The organism is Rhodococcus pseudokoreensis, from assembly GCF_017068395.1.
Lineage (GTDB): Bacteria > Actinomycetota > Actinomycetes > Mycobacteriales > Mycobacteriaceae > Rhodococcus_F > Rhodococcus_F pseudokoreensis.
In genome coordinates, this window is sequence record NZ_CP070619.1 from 2,186,882 (window position 1) to 2,202,130 (window position 15,249).

Here is a 15,249-nt window from a genome sequence, read left to right on the forward strand (position 1 = left end):
GAGGGCTGGAGGCTCTAGATGGTAGTCAGTAACACCCAACCCGGGCGCGACGTGTCAGGTGCCGCACACGGTACACCCCTGTGGCGCGAGGATCGAGAGTTCACTGCCCGGCGGCCGGCGTTGCCCGGGAACGTCACCGCCGATGTCGCCATCGTCGGCGCCGGGTTCACCGGACTGTGGGCGGCCTACTACCTGCTGCAGGCGGACCCGTCGCTGAAAGTTGTTCTGCTCGAACGCGAATTCGCCGGATTCGGGGCCTCCGGGCGTAACGGCGGGTGGGCGTCGTCGATCTTCCCGGTCTCCCTCGCCCGCGTCGAACAGCTGTATTCGCACCGCGCCGCCCTGGACCTGCAGGCCGCGATGAACGACACGGTCTCCGAGATCGGCCGGGTCGTCGACGCCGAGGGCATCGACTGCGAATACGCCCGCGACGGATTCGTCTCCCTCGCGCGGAGCGAGGCACAGTGGGCGCGGGCGAAGGCGACCGTGGCCGGTGCCGAGAAGTTCGGCACTCGCGGGCAGTGGCAACTACTCGATTCCACTGCGGCGCAGGAGAAGATCAACGCCACCAACGTCCTCGGCGGCATCTACACCGAGCACTGTGCACTGCTGCACCCGGACAAACTCGTGCGCGGGCTCGCCGGCTGGGTCGAGGAACACGGCGGCGTCATCTACGAAGACACCGCGGTCGACGAGATCGGCAAGGGCATCGTCTGGACCGAACAAGGCTCGGTCACCGCCTCCGTCGTCATCCGCGCCACCGAGGCGTTCACCCCCGAATTTCCGGCGTACCGGCGCAACGTAGCGCCGCTGTACTCGCTTGTCGTCGCCACCGCGCCCCTACTCCAGGGGCTTCGCGAGGATCTGGGACTCGACGGACGCACCGCGTTCAACGACATGCGCAACCTTCGAATCTATGCGCACCCGACCAGCGACGGCCGCCTGCTGTTCGGCGGCCGGGGAGCGCCGTACCACTTCGGATCCAAGGTCGACTCGTCCTTCGACGTCGACGAGAAGATCCACGACAAGATCATCGACACGATGCACGAGTTCTTCCCGGCCCTGCGGGACGTACCGATCACGCACCGATGGGGCGGCCCCCTCGGCGTTCCCCGCGACTGGTTCCCCTCGGTCGGCTACGACCAGAACAACAAGACGGCCTGGGCCGGACCGTACGTCGGTGACGGTGTCGCTACCAGCAACCTCGCCGGACGCATCCTGCGCAACCTCATCCTCGACAAGCGCGACAACCTGAATTCGCTCCCCGTCGTCAACCACCGCTCGCCGAAGTGGGAGATCGAGCCGTTCCGGTGGTTCGGCGTGAACGCGGGCCTGCGCGCCGCCGCGACCGCCGACCTCGAAGAGCGCGTGACCAACAAACCGTCCAAAGTCTCCGCGCTGCTCGAAAAGCTGACCGGCGCCCACTGACCGTCACCCACACACCGTTCGGGAGAAACACCATGGCATCACTGATCCACCTGCCCGCCGGCACAGTTCAGGGCGAGCTGACCCCCGCGGGGCAGCGTCCCGGAGCAGACAGCGGCGACCCGCAACTCAGCACGCTGCCCCTCGACGGCGGCACCGACGCCCAGATCGGAATCTGGGAATGCCGGCCGGGCGGCTGGCCCGTCGTCGACCGGCCCAACACGGAAACCTGCTACATCATCTCCGGTAGGGCGACACTGACCGACGACGAGACCGGCACCAAGACCGAAATCTCGGCAGGCGATTTCGTCGTCCTGCCCCCAGGCTGGTCCAGCCGCTGGGACGTCACCGACACCGTGCGCAAGGCCTACGCCATCTTCTGACGCACTCACCGCAACCAACTTCGCACTCCGCCACTCCTTCGAGAGGATTCACGTGGTCGCCACGATCTCCCATTGGTTCGACAACAAGACCTTCCCCGGCACCAGCGGTAACACCGCCCCCGTCACCAACCCCGCGACCGGTGCCGTCACCGGACAGGTCGCCCTCGCCAGCATCGAGGACGCCCGCGCCGTCATCGACGCCGCCGCCGCCGCCTTCCCCGCCTGGCGCGACACCTCCCTCGCCAAGCGCACCCAGATCATCTTCAAATTCCGGGAACTGCTCAACGAACGCAAGGGCGAACTCGCCGAGATCATCACCTCCGAACACGGCAAGGTCGTCTCCGACGCCCTCGGCGAGGTGAGCCGCGGCCAGGAGGTCGTCGAATTCGCCTGCGGCATCGCCCACCTGCTCAAGGGCGGCATGACCGAAAACGCCTCCACCAACGTCGACGTCTCCTCCCTCCGCCAACCCGTCGGCCCCGTCGGCATCATCTCCCCCTTCAACTTCCCCGCCATGGTCCCGATGTGGTTCTTCCCCATCGCCATCGCCACCGGCAACACCGTCGTCCTCAAGCCCTCCGAGAAGGACCCCACCGCCGCCATCTGGATGGCCGAACTCTGGGCCGAAGCCGGACTCCCCGCCGGCGTATTCAACGTCCTCCAGGGCGACAAGACTTCCGTCGACGAACTCCTCACCAACCCCGCCATCAAGGCCATCAGCTTCGTCGGCTCCACCCCCATCGCGCAGTACGTGTACGCCACCGGCACCGCCCACGGCAAACGCGTCCAGGCACTCGGCGGCGCGAAGAACCACGCCATCGTCCTGCCCGACGCCGACCTCGACCTCGCCGCCGACGCCATGGTCAACGCCGGCTTCGGATCCGCCGGTGAACGCTGCATGGCGATCAGCGCTTTGGTTGCGGTCGGGGACATCGCCGACGAATTGGTCGCGAAGATCACCGAACGCACCAACACCCTCAAGATCGGCGACGGCACCAAAGATTCCGACATGGGCCCGCTGGTGACCAAGGTGCACCGCGACAAGGTCGCCTCCTACATCGACGCCGGCGAAAAGGACGGCGCCACCATCGTCGTCGACGGCCGCACCGTTCAACCCGACGGCGGCGCCGACGGATTCTGGCTCGGCCCCACCCTCATCGACCACGTCACCACCGACATGAGCGTCTACACCGACGAGATCTTCGGACCCGTCCTGTCCGTCATCCGCGTCGACTCCTACGACGAAGCCCTCGAACTGGTCAACTCCAGCCAGTTCGGCAACGGCACCGCCATCTTCACCAACGACGGCGGCGCCGCACGCCGATTCCAGAACGAGGTCGAGGTCGGCATGGTCGGCATCAACGTCCCCATCCCCGTCCCGATGGCCTACTACTCCTTCGGCGGCTGGAAGAACTCCCTGTTCGGCGACACCCACGCCCACGGCGCCGAAGGCGTCCACTTCTTCACCCGCGGCAAGGTCGTCACCACCCGCTGGCTCGACCCCAGCCACGGCGGCCTCAACCTCGGATTCCCCCAGAACAACTAGACCCCCACCAATCACCCGTGCGGGGCGCGGATCTCGGACCGCGCCCCGCGCAGGCCCCCACACACCACCGCACACGCGAGGAACACGTCATGCCACTCGTCCACATCCATGTCATCGAAAACAAGCGCACTCCCGAGCAGCTTCGCCGCCTTGCGGACGTGGTGCAGGATGTGATGCTCGAACACTTCGCCGCACCCGATCGAGACCGCTACCAACTCATTACCGAACACAAGCCAGGCCAGATCATCGCCGAGGACACCGGGCTGGGATTCGAGCGCACCGACGACATCGTCGTCGTGCAGATCGCTCAACAGGGCAGAAGCGTGGACCAGAAGCAGGCGATGTACCGGGCGCTGGCCGACCAACTGCGCACCGAGACCGGTATGGCGCCAACCGATGTGATCGTCTCGGTCGTCGAGAACACGCGCGATGACTGGTCTTTCGGCAACGGCATCGCGCAGTTCGTCGAAGGCCACCTCTGACATCGACATGATCGGCTACCAGACAGAGGTCCTCGCATTCGCCGTGAAATGGGCTCCCTACACCGGCGGCGACGAGCAGGTACAACCCACTCGGTAGACGGTGTGGACGCCGGCCACTGACTTTCAGCGCTCTTTCAGCTGCCACCGCGCATGATGGCGATGCGTTCTGCCAGCTAGTTCTCAGCCGGCAGCCAGGTTGCTGCCGGACAGCGAAAGTAGGTTGACCGCCATGACGAAAAGGATCGTCCAGTTCGGTATTCCGGTCTTGCTCGCCGCCGGCCTGCTCGCGGGGTGCGGCTCCAACGACGGTGACACCGCGCAGTCGGCGAGCCCGACAACGTCGGTGGTCGTGTCCTCCACCATGGCCCCGGGCGGCAGTGCCGCGGAGGTCGCTCAGGTCGATCCGAACACGGCAAGCCAGAGTCAGATTCAGGCGGCGTTCGAGGCGGCCGGCGTCAGCAACGCGGGAAAGTGGGCGAAAGAGGTCACGGAGTACGGCCCCTACAGTCCCGACACGATCTCCGACACCCTGACGAAGGAATTGGGCAAATACGGCATCGACGAACAGACGCTGAACACCATTCTCAGCGTTTTGGCCCCACAGTAGGAGTGACGAGGTGGCTGTGCACCATGGGATTGCCCCGGACCGCGGCGATGCACGTCACGCGCGGCTCGTCGCGCGATTCCAGGCGGCACTACTCGCGCTGTCCGCGCTGTCATGCGCATTCGTCGCGGTCGAACTGGCCTCGTTGAGGCATTGGAAGAGCACCGAGCAGATCGTGCCGTGGATTGTGCTGGGTGTGCTGTTCTGCTCGGTGTCGATCGTCGTGTTCACCCGCTCGCGGATTTCCATCGCGCAGGCCCGACTGGTTGCGCTGTGTGCCATCCCCGCGGCTCTGTTCGGCGTGTACGAGCATGTGAGCGCGAATCTCGAGACCGGGATCCTCAACCACCGATACAACTGGGCGCAGCTGCCCGGCTGGGAGCATCTCTGGCTGGCGTCGACCGGGGCGGTCGGTGGTACCCCCGCGACCGCTCCGCTGGTGCTCGCGCTGGCGGCGGTGCTGCTGGGTTTGGCGACTGCCGGAATGACACCCTCCGCAACCCCGACGAAACGCGCAGACGAGACCGGGGACATCAGGCGTAAGTGGCCGCGGTCGACTGACGCGCCCACGGCGCAGTTCGGTGGTCACAGGCGGTAGCGCGGTGACGGCGACGTCCGTCGTACCGTTGGTCCACTGGTTGCGAGCATGGGATGGAGGAGGCTGCGGTGCGGGTGTTGCTGGTCGAGGACGAAACACGACTGGCCGAGACGGTGCGCCGCGGCCTGACGGCCGACGGATTTACCGTGCAGGTCGAACACGATGGCGTCGCCGGATTGGCGGCCGCGGCAGGTGGCGGTTTCGATGTGGTTGTCCTCGACATCATGTTGCCCGGCAAACACGGGTACGACGTGGTCCGGGAGATGCGCCGGCAGCAGGTGTGGACGCCGGTGCTGATGCTGTCGGCCAAGGACGGTGAATACGACCTCGCCGACGCCTTCGACCTCGGTGCCGACGACTATCTGGTCAAACCGTTCTCGTTCGTGGTGCTGGTAGCGCGGTTGCGGGCGCTGGTGCGGCGCGGCGCCCCGCCGCGGCCGGCTGTCTTGAGTGTCGCCGGGCTCGAGTTGGACCCGGCCATGCGGCGGGTCACCCGCGGTGACACCCGCCTTCAGCTCACTCCGCGCGAGTACAGCGTGCTCGAGTTCCTGATGCGCCACTCCGGGGCGGTCGTCACCAAACACGATATTCTGCAATCGGTTTGGGACTCCAATTACGAGGGTGACGACAACATCGTGGAGGTCTACATCGGCTATCTCCGGCGGAAGATCGATGCCCCGTTCGGCACGAGGAGTATCGATACGGTGCGAGGTGTCGGTTATTCGATGCGGTCGGAAGCATAGGGTTCGTCGACGATCGGCAGTGTGACCACGAACTGTGCACCGCCACCCTTTCGGTCGCCGATGTCGATCGATCCGTGGTGGGCGACGGCGATTTCCGCGGCGATGGCGAGGCCGAGTCCGGAACCACCGGAAGCACGGGTGCGGGGGGTGTCGAGGCGGACGAATCGTTCGAAGATCCGGGCCCGGTCCGCCGGGGCGATGCCCGGGCCGTCGTCGGTCACCTCCACGACGGCGTTGCTCTCGCATCGTCGGCATCCGAGGGTGATGCGGGTATGTGCGTGGCGGACGGCGTTGTCGACGAGATTGCGGACCAGTCGCGCCAGCTGCTGCGGATCACCCGACACCCGCACCGGTTCGACGGTGGCGGTGACCACGACGCCGGGAACACCCCGGAGTCGGGCGCGTTCGGCGAGGATCAGATCGTCGATGTCGACATCGACACGGTTCTCGGAAAGGGAGTATTCGTCGGCTCGGGCGAGCAGGAGGAGATCTTCGAGCAACGCACTCATCCGCCGGGCTTCGGGAAGCAATGACTCGTCGACCAGTGCGGTGTCGATCAGGTCAGGGCGGGATTGTGCGAGTTCGAGCGCGGCGGTGATGGTGGCCAGCGGGCTGCGCAGTTCGTGGGAGGCGTCGCTGACGAAGCGCCGCTGGGCGAGGTGCCCGGCCTCGAGCCGCGCGAGCATGCTGTTCATGGTGACGGCGAGATCGGCGATCTCGTCCCGGGCCGCGGGCACGGGCACCCGTTCCGCGAGTTGATCGGGCGAGATCGCCGAAACACGGGCCCGGATCCGCTCCACCGGGCGCAGGGCCGCGCCGATGAGCCGGTAGGTGGCGACCGCGACGAAGCCGATGACGATCGGGGCACCGATCGCGAGGAGCACCGCGACGGTGGCCAGGACACCTTCGACCGGTTCGCGGTCGGCGCCGGTGACGACGGTGACGGGACCGTTCGGGGAGGTGGTGCCATGGGCGGCCACCCAGTAGTCGCGGTCGTGCCCGAAATGGAGGTTTCCGAGGTAGGCGGTGTCGCCGGGTGGGAGCGGGGAGGCGAGGACGGGTGACGACGGGATACCGGCCGAGGTGGCGACGACGTTTCCCCGGTGGTCCAGGATTTGGATGGCCCCGACTTGGCCGTCGGTAGCCAGCAGCGATGAGTCGAGTTCCTGGGGTGTCTGGGTGTGGAGTTGCTCGATGATCTGGCGGGCCCGTGAGTCGGCGGCGTCGCGGGCGGAATGTTCGAGCGTGCGGTACAGCACGAGGAGGAGTGCCCCGCCGGCGAGGAGTAGGCACAGCGTGACGGCGAGGACCGCGGCCGCGGTGGACCGTACCCGCACGTTCCAGTTTCCGGGGTGCAGGCTGCGGCGGTCCATGGTGTTCAGTGTGACCGACACCGCCACCGCTGCCCTGGCGTCGGTGCGGTGTCGGACTTCATGCGAGGGCTTCGGCGAGGATGGCCCGCAGCGCGGGGAGGAATCCGGCGACGGTGTCGTGGTCGAACAGATCGGCCGCGTACACCAGTTCGCCGCTGATGCCGGCCGGGTCGCCTGTTGCGTTGTGATGGTCGGTGAAATGGAAATGCAGATCGCATTTGGCGATCTCGAGCGGTTGCGGCGCGATCGCGAATTCGAGTCCGTCGCAGTCGAGTGTGGCGGCGGTGAAGTTGTTCAGGGACAACGCCACCTGGAAGAACGGGTGCAGCGACTCCGACCGGGGCGGGTCGAGCACTTCGACGAGGCGCTCGAATTGGACGTCGGCGTGCGCGAACGCGTTGAGCTCTGTCGTACGCGACTGGTCGAGGAGCTCGGCAAGGGTGGCGGCTGGGTCGATCGTCGAGCGGAGAACGAGAGTGTTGACGAACATGCCGACGACTTCGTCGAGGTCGGGGTGGCTGCGGCCGGCGGTCGGTGTGCCGATCACGATCGTGGGTTGGGAGGACAGGCGCACCAGGAGCAGGGCCAGCGCGGAGTGCAGCACCGTGAACAGGGTCGCGTGCCGGGCGTGGGCGATGGTCAGCAGTGCCCGGTGCGTGTGTTCGTCGACCTCGAAGCCGATGCGGCCGGCCGCATACGTCCAGCGCCCCGGGCGGGGTCGGTCCACCGGCAGCTTCAGTTCCCCGGGCAGCCCTGCCAGTTCTGCTGTCCAGAAGTCGATTTGACGGGCCGCGAGGCTGTCGGAGTCGGCGTCGTCGCCGAGAAGGTCGTGCCGCCAGAGGCTGTAGTGCGCGTACTGCACCGGCAGCGGGGCCCAGTTCGGTGCCGTGCCGGCCGCGCGGGCCGCGTACGCCGCCAGCAGGTCCCGGGCGAGGACCGCCAGCGACCATCCGTCGGCGGAGATGTGGTGGATCACGCACGCGAGCAGGTGCTCCTCGGGCCCGGTGGTGAGCAGTGCGGCCCGCAGCGGTGGTTCGGTGCGGACGTCGAAGCCACTGTGCAGCAGAGGACGGATGTGGGTCGAGGCGGCGGATGCGCTCACGCGTATCGGCGTGAGGTCCGGGACGGTGTCGGTGGCATCGAGGAGCTGCTGGGAGGGGCCGTCGGCCGAATCGGGGTAGATCGTGCGCAGCGGGTGGTGTCGGTCGAGCACGTCGGTGGTGGCGCGTCGCAGCGCCTCGGTGTCGAGGGTGCCGCGGATCGTGACGGTGAAGGGCAGGTTGTACAGGGCAGGGCGGGTGGCGGTGCGGTCGAGGAACTGCTGGGCCGGGGCCAGCGGGATCCGCGCGGGCAGCGCCTGTGTTGCGAACTCGTCCAGCGACGAGAGATCACTCGACTCCGCGGGTCCGTCGGCGAGACGCTGGGCGAGGGCGGCGACGGTAGGGACCTCGAACAGGTCACGCACACCGAGCCGGGCGCCGAAATCGGTGTTGAGCGCCGCGACCGCCCGGGTGGCGGACAGTGAATCGCCGCCGAGGTCGAAGAAGGACGCTTCCGCGTCCACCACGTCGGTGGACAGGACCCGGGCGAGCACCCGGGCCACCGCCTTTTCCTCCGGTGTGCGCAGGGGTCTCGTCGAGCCGGTGGCGGAGCCGAAATCTGGGGTCGGCAACGCCGCCCGGTCGAGTTTCTTCGTCGGTGTCAGCGGCACATCGTCCAGGACGGTGATCACGGCGGGCACCATGTAGTCCGGCAGGAGCTGGGCCACCGCCGTCCGCAGACTCGCCGGGGTCACCGTCGACGACGCCCGCAGCAGCACATACGAGGCCAGCAGGGCATCCCCCGACCTGTCGTGGACCACGGTCGTCGCGAACTCCACATCGGGATGGTCGCGTAACGCGGTGTCGATCTCGCCGAGTTCGATCCGGAACCCGCGGACCTTCACCTGGTCGTCGCTGCGGCCGAGATACTCGAGGGTCATCTCCGGTGTCCATCGGACCAGATCGCCGGTGCGGAACAGGCGCGAGCCGGGTTTCCCGAACGGATTTGCGACGAACCGGCCGGCGGTCATCCCGGCTCGGCGCACGTACCCGCGGGCCAGGCCCGGGGTGTCGAGGTACAACTCGCCGACCGTCCCGGGCGGGACCGGCCGCAGGCGCCGGTCCAGCACCACCGCGTCGACGCCGCGCATCAATGCCCCGATCGTCACCGACCGATCCGCTGCCATCGGCGAGCTGAGGGTGACACTGCACGTGGTTTCGGTCGGCCCGTAGGCATTGCGCATCGTCCGCCCGCTCGCCCAGCGCGTCACCAACTCCGGAGGGCACGCCTCGCCGCCGACCAGGACCAATTCCACATCGTCGAGACCTGCGGGGTCCAGCGTCGCCAGGGCCGACGGCGTCGACAGCACGTGGGTGACGCGTTCGGTGCGCAGGAGGTCGGCCAGTTCGTGGCCGCCGACGACATCCGGTGGGGTCACCACCAGGGTGGCGCCGGCCAGGGCTGCGGCGAGGACTTCGACCACAGCGGTGTCGAAGCTCGGCGAGGCGAAATGCAGGACGCGGGAGGCGGTGGACAGGGCGTAGCTGTCGCGGATCTCCTGCGCGAGATTGGCCAATCCCTGGTGGGTGACGGCGACGCCCTTGGGCGCACCCGTCGACCCGGACGTGTAGATCACGTACGCCGGGGTTTCCGTGTACACGGGGCGCACCGGGCTCGGGGGCGGCACGTCGAGGGTGTCCAGGTCGACGGTGAGCCATCGCAGGGTGTCCGGGAGACCGTCGGTGCCCGCAGCGGTCAGACCGACCGCCGGCGCGCAGTCGTCGAGCATGTACTGAATGCGTGCGCGTGGATGCGTCGGATCGATGGGCACAGAAGCGGCGCCGGTGGCCGCGACCGCCCACACGGCGACCACCGACTCGTACGAGCGTGGGACGGCGACCGCGACAAGATCTTCCGGACCGATGCCGGTGCCGGACAGCTTGCCCGCCAACGCGGTCGCATGACGGTCGAGATCCCGGTACGAGAAGGATCGCTGACCGTCACGGACCGCGACGTGGTCACCGCAGTCACCGAGAGTGATGGTGAGCAATTGTGCGAGGGTCGCCGGTTCGACATCGACCGGGCCGCACGCCGGTACCAGGACCTCGCGTTCACCGGGCAGGAACATCTCGAGGTCCGCCACCGCGCAGCCCTGGCCGATCTCGGCCACGAACGTGTGCAGAAACTGGGTGAACCGGCGGTGGTGAGTGCTCAGTTCCCTCTCGCTGTAGAGGGCGGGATTGCCTTCGAAGTCGATGCGCGGCATCAGCTCCGTGCTGCCCGGGTAGATGTTCACCGCCAGGTCCGCAGTCGGACCGGTCGTGAGAACGTGTACGCGACCGGTGACCGAACCGAGGCGGATGTCCGGTTCGAACAGCATCAGATTCAGCACCGGCCCGAACGAGGTCAGCTCGCCGGTCACCGTGCCGCCGTCGCGGCCGATGTCCTCACGCCGATACCGTTGGCGGCGTAGTGCCGCGATCACCGCCGACCGGGCGACGTCGATGCCCGAATCCACCGTGCCGGCCCCGATTCCCGGCAGCGCCACGGGCACCACATTCGAGACCGAGCCCGCCGCAGCACGCAACAGTCCGGTAGTGCGCGCCGTCACCGGAAGAGACACCACGACGTCGTCGACATCTCGCATCCGCGCCAGGTACGCGGCGAACGCCGCCACGAGGACTGCGGTGCGGTCGAGCACCGACCGACCCGTGAGTATCGGTGCGCAGGGAACCCGCATCGGCGGACCGGTGACCCGGACACCCGGACCTGGCAAGGCGGCCCGGCCGGCGAGGCTGACCACGGGTGGCAGATCGTGGGCGACGCGGCTCCAGTGTTCCCGATCGGTATCGAACCGACGAGACAATCGATAGTCCCGATCCTCGCGTTCGACCTGCTCCGGCCCCACCTCGCGGTGCGGGTCCGCCTCCTTGCCGCCGAGTGCTGCGGTGTACCACTGGGCGGTCCGCTGCATCAGCAGCATCGCCGCGTATCCGTCCAATGCGATGTGGTGCGCACGGGAATACCAGAACACACGGTCGTCATCGACCCGCAGCACGCACGAGAAGATCAGCGACTGCCCGTCCATCTCGAGCGGGACCGTGCAGTCCCGGCGCATCCACGCGCGGGCGGACTCGGCGGGGTCGTGTTCGGCGCGGAAGTCCAGAACACGGACCCGGCCGGCCGGTGAAGGTTCCGCGAGTTGATGCGGTATTCCGTCGACGTCGACCAGGACGACCTCCGCGGCGAGTTCGTCCCTCGCCCGCCCATGCGCCTGCACCAGCGCCTCCACCTGGACGGGTCCACTAAGGTCCACGTATTGGGCGATGACGTAGGGCACGTCGGGAGTCAGCTTCTGGGCGAACCAGATCGCCCGCTGCGCCGCGGTCAGGGGAACCACGCGGTCGGGCGGACCTGGGGCTGTCATCGGACTCCTCGGTCTCGCTCGGCGAGCACGCCCGACCACATCTGCCGGGTGCTCATTTGACCGCCCGGAACACGACGAGCTCCTCGGTGCTCTGCTGTGGCGAGATCACACCGCGTGCAACGAGAAGGCTTCGGCGCTGCTGCAGTACCGGCCCGAACGGGACACGCATGCGGCGTGCTATCTCGACGCGTAAGCCGCGTTCCCCCAGCATTGCTCGCGTCTTTTCCAGCCCGCTCAGCGTCGATTGCACGACCACCAGCCGCCCCCCGTTCTCGAGGAGGTCCGGGGCATCAGCGCAAATCCGGTCCAACAACGCCCGCCCCTCATGTCCGGCGTCCCAGCACCGCGCACGACCCCTTGTCGGCAGCTCGTCGTGCTCGGCAGGAACATACGGTGGGTTCGCCACGATCAAGTCGAATCGCCGATGACGTACCCGGGACACCAGATCGCCGCGAACAACGCGCACACGGTGCCCACGAACTGCCGTGTTGAGCCAGGTACTGACCAACGCACGGCGCGAGATATCGACCGCGGTCACATGGCGAACACCGGACTGCGTTGCCCACACACTGACGACCCCGGAACCCGCGCACAGATCCAGAACCCGCGTACCCGGATGCACCCGCTCGACGGCGAGTGATTCCACGAGAATCTGCGAATCATGCTGGGGGCGATAGACACCCGGAAAACGAATGATCACCCACGCCCCCTTCTTCTCAGCCTCTCGCCGGCGCGGCGACCGAACCCTGATCAACACAGACGAATTCTGCTGTCACAGTTCTGATCGCCATGCCGGACGGGAGCAGTGCATGGCGCGCGAGACGATCCCGCAGTCGCTGTTCGGTTGTCGATGGTCACTTTGCCAGATCGTCACACACGCAAGCTGAAAGAACACTGAAAGCCCAGGTGACCGACCCTCCCGCCACCACGGATCCGATCAGCACCGAGACCGGCCGGCGGGGCCGGTGCGAACGACGACGTTGCACGGCAGGAGCAGTCCATCAGCCCTCAGCCGATGCAAGGGTGTACGTCCACCGCCCACGTTGTTCGCACGAAGATTGTGCCGGATTGTCGCTGCGTTTCCGGTTCGCAGGTCAGGGGCGCATTGACTCGGAGATGCCCGTGGTGCGCGTGGTGGTCATGGGTGCGGGCTGGGTTGCGGCGATCCCGTGCAGGAGTGTGTCGACCAGTCGAGCCGGTAGGTTCGGGTCGAGTGGTTCGCGGGTGAGCACGACCTTGAAATGCAGGGGTGCGACCAACATTTCGACTGTCTGGCGGGGGTCGGTGGTGTCGGGTAGTTCGCCGCGGTCGATGGCACGGGTGATGATGTGGCCGGATCGCGCGTAGCGGGTGTTCCAGTAGTGGTTGCGGGCGGCACTGGCCGCCGGGTCGTCGCCGGCGGCGGCGAGTGCCCGATCGAAGTCGTTGCCCCGGGGTGTGCCGAGATAGACCGCCAGTGAGGTGAGGTAGCCGATCAGGTCGTCGCGCAGAGATCCGGTGTCGGGAATCGGGAGTGATTCTTCGGCGTCCTCGAGCAGTGCGTCGATCATGAGGTTTTCGCGGGTGCCCCAGCGGCGGTAGATCGTGGTTTCGTGCACTTCGGCGCGAGCCGAGACGTCGGCGACGGTCAGGCCGTCCATGCCGTGCGTGTGCAGCAGGTCGAGGGTGGCGTCGAGTACGGCGCGGCGGACCCGGGCGGATCTGCCGCCGGGGCGCCGGTTCCCGGGTTCGGTCATACCCCAGCTTAACGCAAGTCTCTTGCGTTTACGGTGTGACTCAGCGCATACTTCTAACGCAGGAAACTTGCGTTTATGGGAGGCGGAGATGAGCACACAACGATCGATCACACCCGAACTCACGACCACGGTGATCGGTGACGAGATCACCCCGCGCGGCGAGTCGGTGAACGGCATGCGCATCGACTGGGACGTGCCCGTGCCGATGTCGGACGGCGCGGTCTTGCGGGCGGATGTCTTCCGCCCGGACGACGACGGCGAATATCCGGTCCTGATGACCCTCGGCCCGTACGGCAAGGGCCTGGCGTTCCAGGAGGGTTTCGCCGGGATGTGGCAGCGCCTGGCGACCGCCTACCCCGATGCCGTGGCCGGCTCGACCAACGCCTATCAGGTGTGGGAAACGCCCGACCCGGAGAAGTGGGTACCGGACGGGTTCATCTGCATCCGGGTCGATTCCCGCGGCGCCGGCCGCTCCGCCGGGCTTCTGGACATGCTCAGCGAGCAGGAGGCCCGCGACTACTACGAGGCGATCGAGTGGGCGGGCGTGCAGGGCTGGTCGAGTGGTCGCGTCGGCCTGCTCGGGATCTCCTACTACGCGGCCAACCAATGGCTGGTCGCGGCGCTGCGGCCGCCGCACCTGGAGGCGATCTGCCCGTGGGAGGGCTTCACCGACTTCTACCGCGACCTCAACAGGCACGGCGGCATCCTCAACCGCTTCGGCCAGGCGTGGCAGGACCACCAGATCTTCACCGTGCAGCACGGGGTCGGCGAGCGCGGCAGGCGCAACCCCAACAACGGCGAACTCGTCGCCGGTCCGCCGACGCTGAGCGAGGACGAACTCGCCGCGAACCGGGTCGAGACGATCGGGGAAGGGAAACGCCGCGCGTTGCTCGACGAGTTCAGCCGTGTACGGACCCCGGACCTCACCCGCATCGAGGTGCCCGTCCTGTCCGCCGCGAACTGGGCGCACCATCTGCACACTCGCGGCAACTTCGACGGCTACGCCACGGTGTCCTCACCCCGGAAGTGGCTGGAAGTGCACGGTCACGAACACTATGCGGAGTTCTACACCGACTACGGTGTCGCACTCCAGAAGCGGTTCTTCGGGCACTTCCTCAAAGACGAAGCGACCGGCTGGGAGCAGCAGCCGCCGGTTCGACTGAACGTGCGCCACGTCGACGGCTCCTTCGAGGGCCGCGACGAACAGCAGTGGCCGCTCACCCGAACCCGGTGGACCCGCTTCTACCTCGACGCCGCGTCGGCGACGTTGAGCACCACCGAGCCGACCGCCGAGCACACGGCCGACTTCCCGGCACCCGGGCCAGGCGCCGATTTCTGGACCGCTCCCCTGACCGACCCGCTGGAGATCACCGGGCCCGCCTCGGCCCGGGTCCGGGTGTCGTCCACGACCACCGACGCGGACCTGTTCGTCACGCTGCGCGTACAAGACCCCAGCGGGAACGAGGTGTCGCTTGTCTCCGCGATCGACGCCCACGGGGTACTCGCCGTGGGGTGGCTGCGTGCCTCCCACCGAGAACTGGACGAGCAACGCACCCTCCCCCACCAGCCATGGCATTCCCACACCCGCACACTGCCCCTGACCCCCGGGCAGCCCGTCGACGTCGATGTCGAGATCTGGCCCACCTCCCTCGTCATCCCACCCGGCTACCGGCTCGGCGTCACCCTCTCCGGCCGCGACTTCCAGATGCCCGGCGACGGCCCCTGGCCGGTGCTGTACGGCATCGAACAACGCGGCAACGGAGTCTTCGTGCACGACGACCCCGACGACCTTCGGGCCGGAATCTACGACGGCACAACAACACTGCACACCGGCCCGCACTCCCGCACATCACTGCTCCTGCCGGTGATACCGCCGCCGGCCTAGACAAGC

Annotated in this window: 12 protein-coding genes; 8 read left to right on the forward strand and 4 right to left on the reverse strand. The window is 67.5% G+C overall.

The window, feature by feature from the left end:
- The first annotated feature begins 18 nt into the window (after nt 1–18).
- The 7 genes from JWS13_RS15385 (at nt 19) to JWS13_RS15415 (ending at nt 5,781) form a co-directional block, all read left to right on the forward strand.
- Nucleotides 19–1,428 carry an NAD(P)/FAD-dependent oxidoreductase gene (locus tag JWS13_RS15385; RefSeq protein ID WP_206006434.1) on the forward strand — a complete coding sequence of 470 codons (1,410 nt, stop codon included), beginning with the start codon at nt 19–21 and terminating at the stop codon, nt 1,426–1,428.
- 32 nt (nt 1,429–1,460) lie between these two features.
- Nucleotides 1,461–1,808, forward strand: coding sequence for a cupin domain-containing protein (locus tag JWS13_RS15390; RefSeq protein WP_206006435.1), 348 nt, complete (start codon nt 1,461–1,463; stop codon nt 1,806–1,808).
- A gap of 52 nt (nt 1,809–1,860) precedes the next feature.
- Complete coding sequence (locus JWS13_RS15395; protein WP_206006436.1) at nt 1,861–3,354, forward strand: CoA-acylating methylmalonate-semialdehyde dehydrogenase; 1,494 nt, start codon at nt 1,861–1,863, stop codon at nt 3,352–3,354.
- Nucleotides 3,355–3,443: 89 nt separating this feature from the next.
- A complete protein-coding gene (locus JWS13_RS15400; protein WP_206006437.1) occupies nt 3,444–3,836 on the forward strand; it encodes a tautomerase family protein in 393 nt (130 codons plus the stop codon).
- Between the two features lie 229 nt (nt 3,837–4,065).
- The gene (locus JWS13_RS15405; protein ID WP_206006438.1) at nt 4,066–4,443 is read left to right on the forward strand and encodes a putative periplasmic lipoprotein; all 378 of its coding nucleotides are present in this window, start codon (nt 4,066–4,068) and stop codon (nt 4,441–4,443) included.
- Nucleotides 4,444–4,453: 10 nt separating this feature from the next.
- Entirely contained in the window at nt 4,454–5,038 is a 585-nt protein-coding gene (locus tag JWS13_RS15410; protein WP_241032212.1) for a hypothetical protein, read from the forward strand.
- A gap of 68 nt (nt 5,039–5,106) precedes the next feature.
- Nucleotides 5,107–5,781 carry a response regulator transcription factor gene (locus JWS13_RS15415; RefSeq protein WP_206006439.1) on the forward strand — a complete coding sequence of 225 codons (675 nt, stop codon included), beginning with the start codon at nt 5,107–5,109 and terminating at the stop codon, nt 5,779–5,781.
- On the opposite strand, the gene JWS13_RS15420 is transcribed toward JWS13_RS15415, so the two are convergent.
- From JWS13_RS15420 to JWS13_RS15435, 4 genes are all read right to left on the reverse strand, one after another.
- The gene (locus JWS13_RS15420; protein WP_206006440.1) at nt 5,757–7,175 is read right to left on the reverse strand and encodes a sensor histidine kinase; all 1,419 of its coding nucleotides are present in this window, start codon (nt 7,173–7,175) and stop codon (nt 5,757–5,759) included. The genes JWS13_RS15415 and JWS13_RS15420 overlap by 25 nt on opposite strands.
- A 37-nt stretch (nt 7,176–7,212) precedes the next feature.
- Nucleotides 7,213–11,622, reverse strand: a complete 4,410-nt coding sequence (locus JWS13_RS15425) for a non-ribosomal peptide synthetase (RefSeq protein ID WP_206006441.1) — start codon at nt 11,620–11,622, stop codon at nt 7,213–7,215.
- 52 nt (nt 11,623–11,674) lie between these two features.
- Nucleotides 11,675–12,322, reverse strand: coding sequence for a HemK2/MTQ2 family protein methyltransferase (locus JWS13_RS15430; protein WP_206006442.1), 648 nt, complete (start codon nt 12,320–12,322; stop codon nt 11,675–11,677).
- A 394-nt stretch (nt 12,323–12,716) separates the two neighbouring features.
- Nucleotides 12,717–13,358, reverse strand: coding sequence for a TetR/AcrR family transcriptional regulator (locus JWS13_RS15435; protein WP_206006443.1), 642 nt, complete (start codon nt 13,356–13,358; stop codon nt 12,717–12,719).
- An 88-nt stretch (nt 13,359–13,446) separates the two neighbouring features.
- On the opposite strand from JWS13_RS15435, the gene JWS13_RS15440 reads away from it, so the two are divergent.
- Nucleotides 13,447–15,243 carry a CocE/NonD family hydrolase gene (locus JWS13_RS15440; RefSeq protein WP_241032213.1) on the forward strand — a complete coding sequence of 599 codons (1,797 nt, stop codon included), beginning with the start codon at nt 13,447–13,449 and terminating at the stop codon, nt 15,241–15,243.
- Nucleotides 15,244–15,249 lie beyond the last annotated feature (6 nt).

Coding starts and splice junctions, on each gene's coding strand:
- JWS13_RS15385 (WP_206006434.1), top strand. CDS start 19: ATGGTAGTCAGTAACACCCAACCCGGGCGCGACGTGTCAGGTGCCGCA.
- JWS13_RS15390 (WP_206006435.1), top strand. CDS start 1,461: ATGGCATCACTGATCCACCTGCCCGCCGGCACAGTTCAGGGCGAGCTG.
- JWS13_RS15400 (WP_206006437.1), top strand. CDS start 3,444: ATGCCACTCGTCCACATCCATGTCATCGAAAACAAGCGCACTCCCGAG.
- JWS13_RS15405 (WP_206006438.1), top strand. CDS start 4,066: ATGACGAAAAGGATCGTCCAGTTCGGTATTCCGGTCTTGCTCGCCGCC.
- JWS13_RS15425 (WP_206006441.1), bottom strand. CDS start 11,622: ATGACAGCCCCAGGTCCGCCCGACCGCGTGGTTCCCCTGACCGCGGCG.
- JWS13_RS15435 (WP_206006443.1), bottom strand. CDS start 13,358: ATGACCGAACCCGGGAACCGGCGCCCCGGCGGCAGATCCGCCCGGGTC.
- JWS13_RS15440 (WP_241032213.1), top strand. CDS start 13,447: ATGAGCACACAACGATCGATCACACCCGAACTCACGACCACGGTGATC.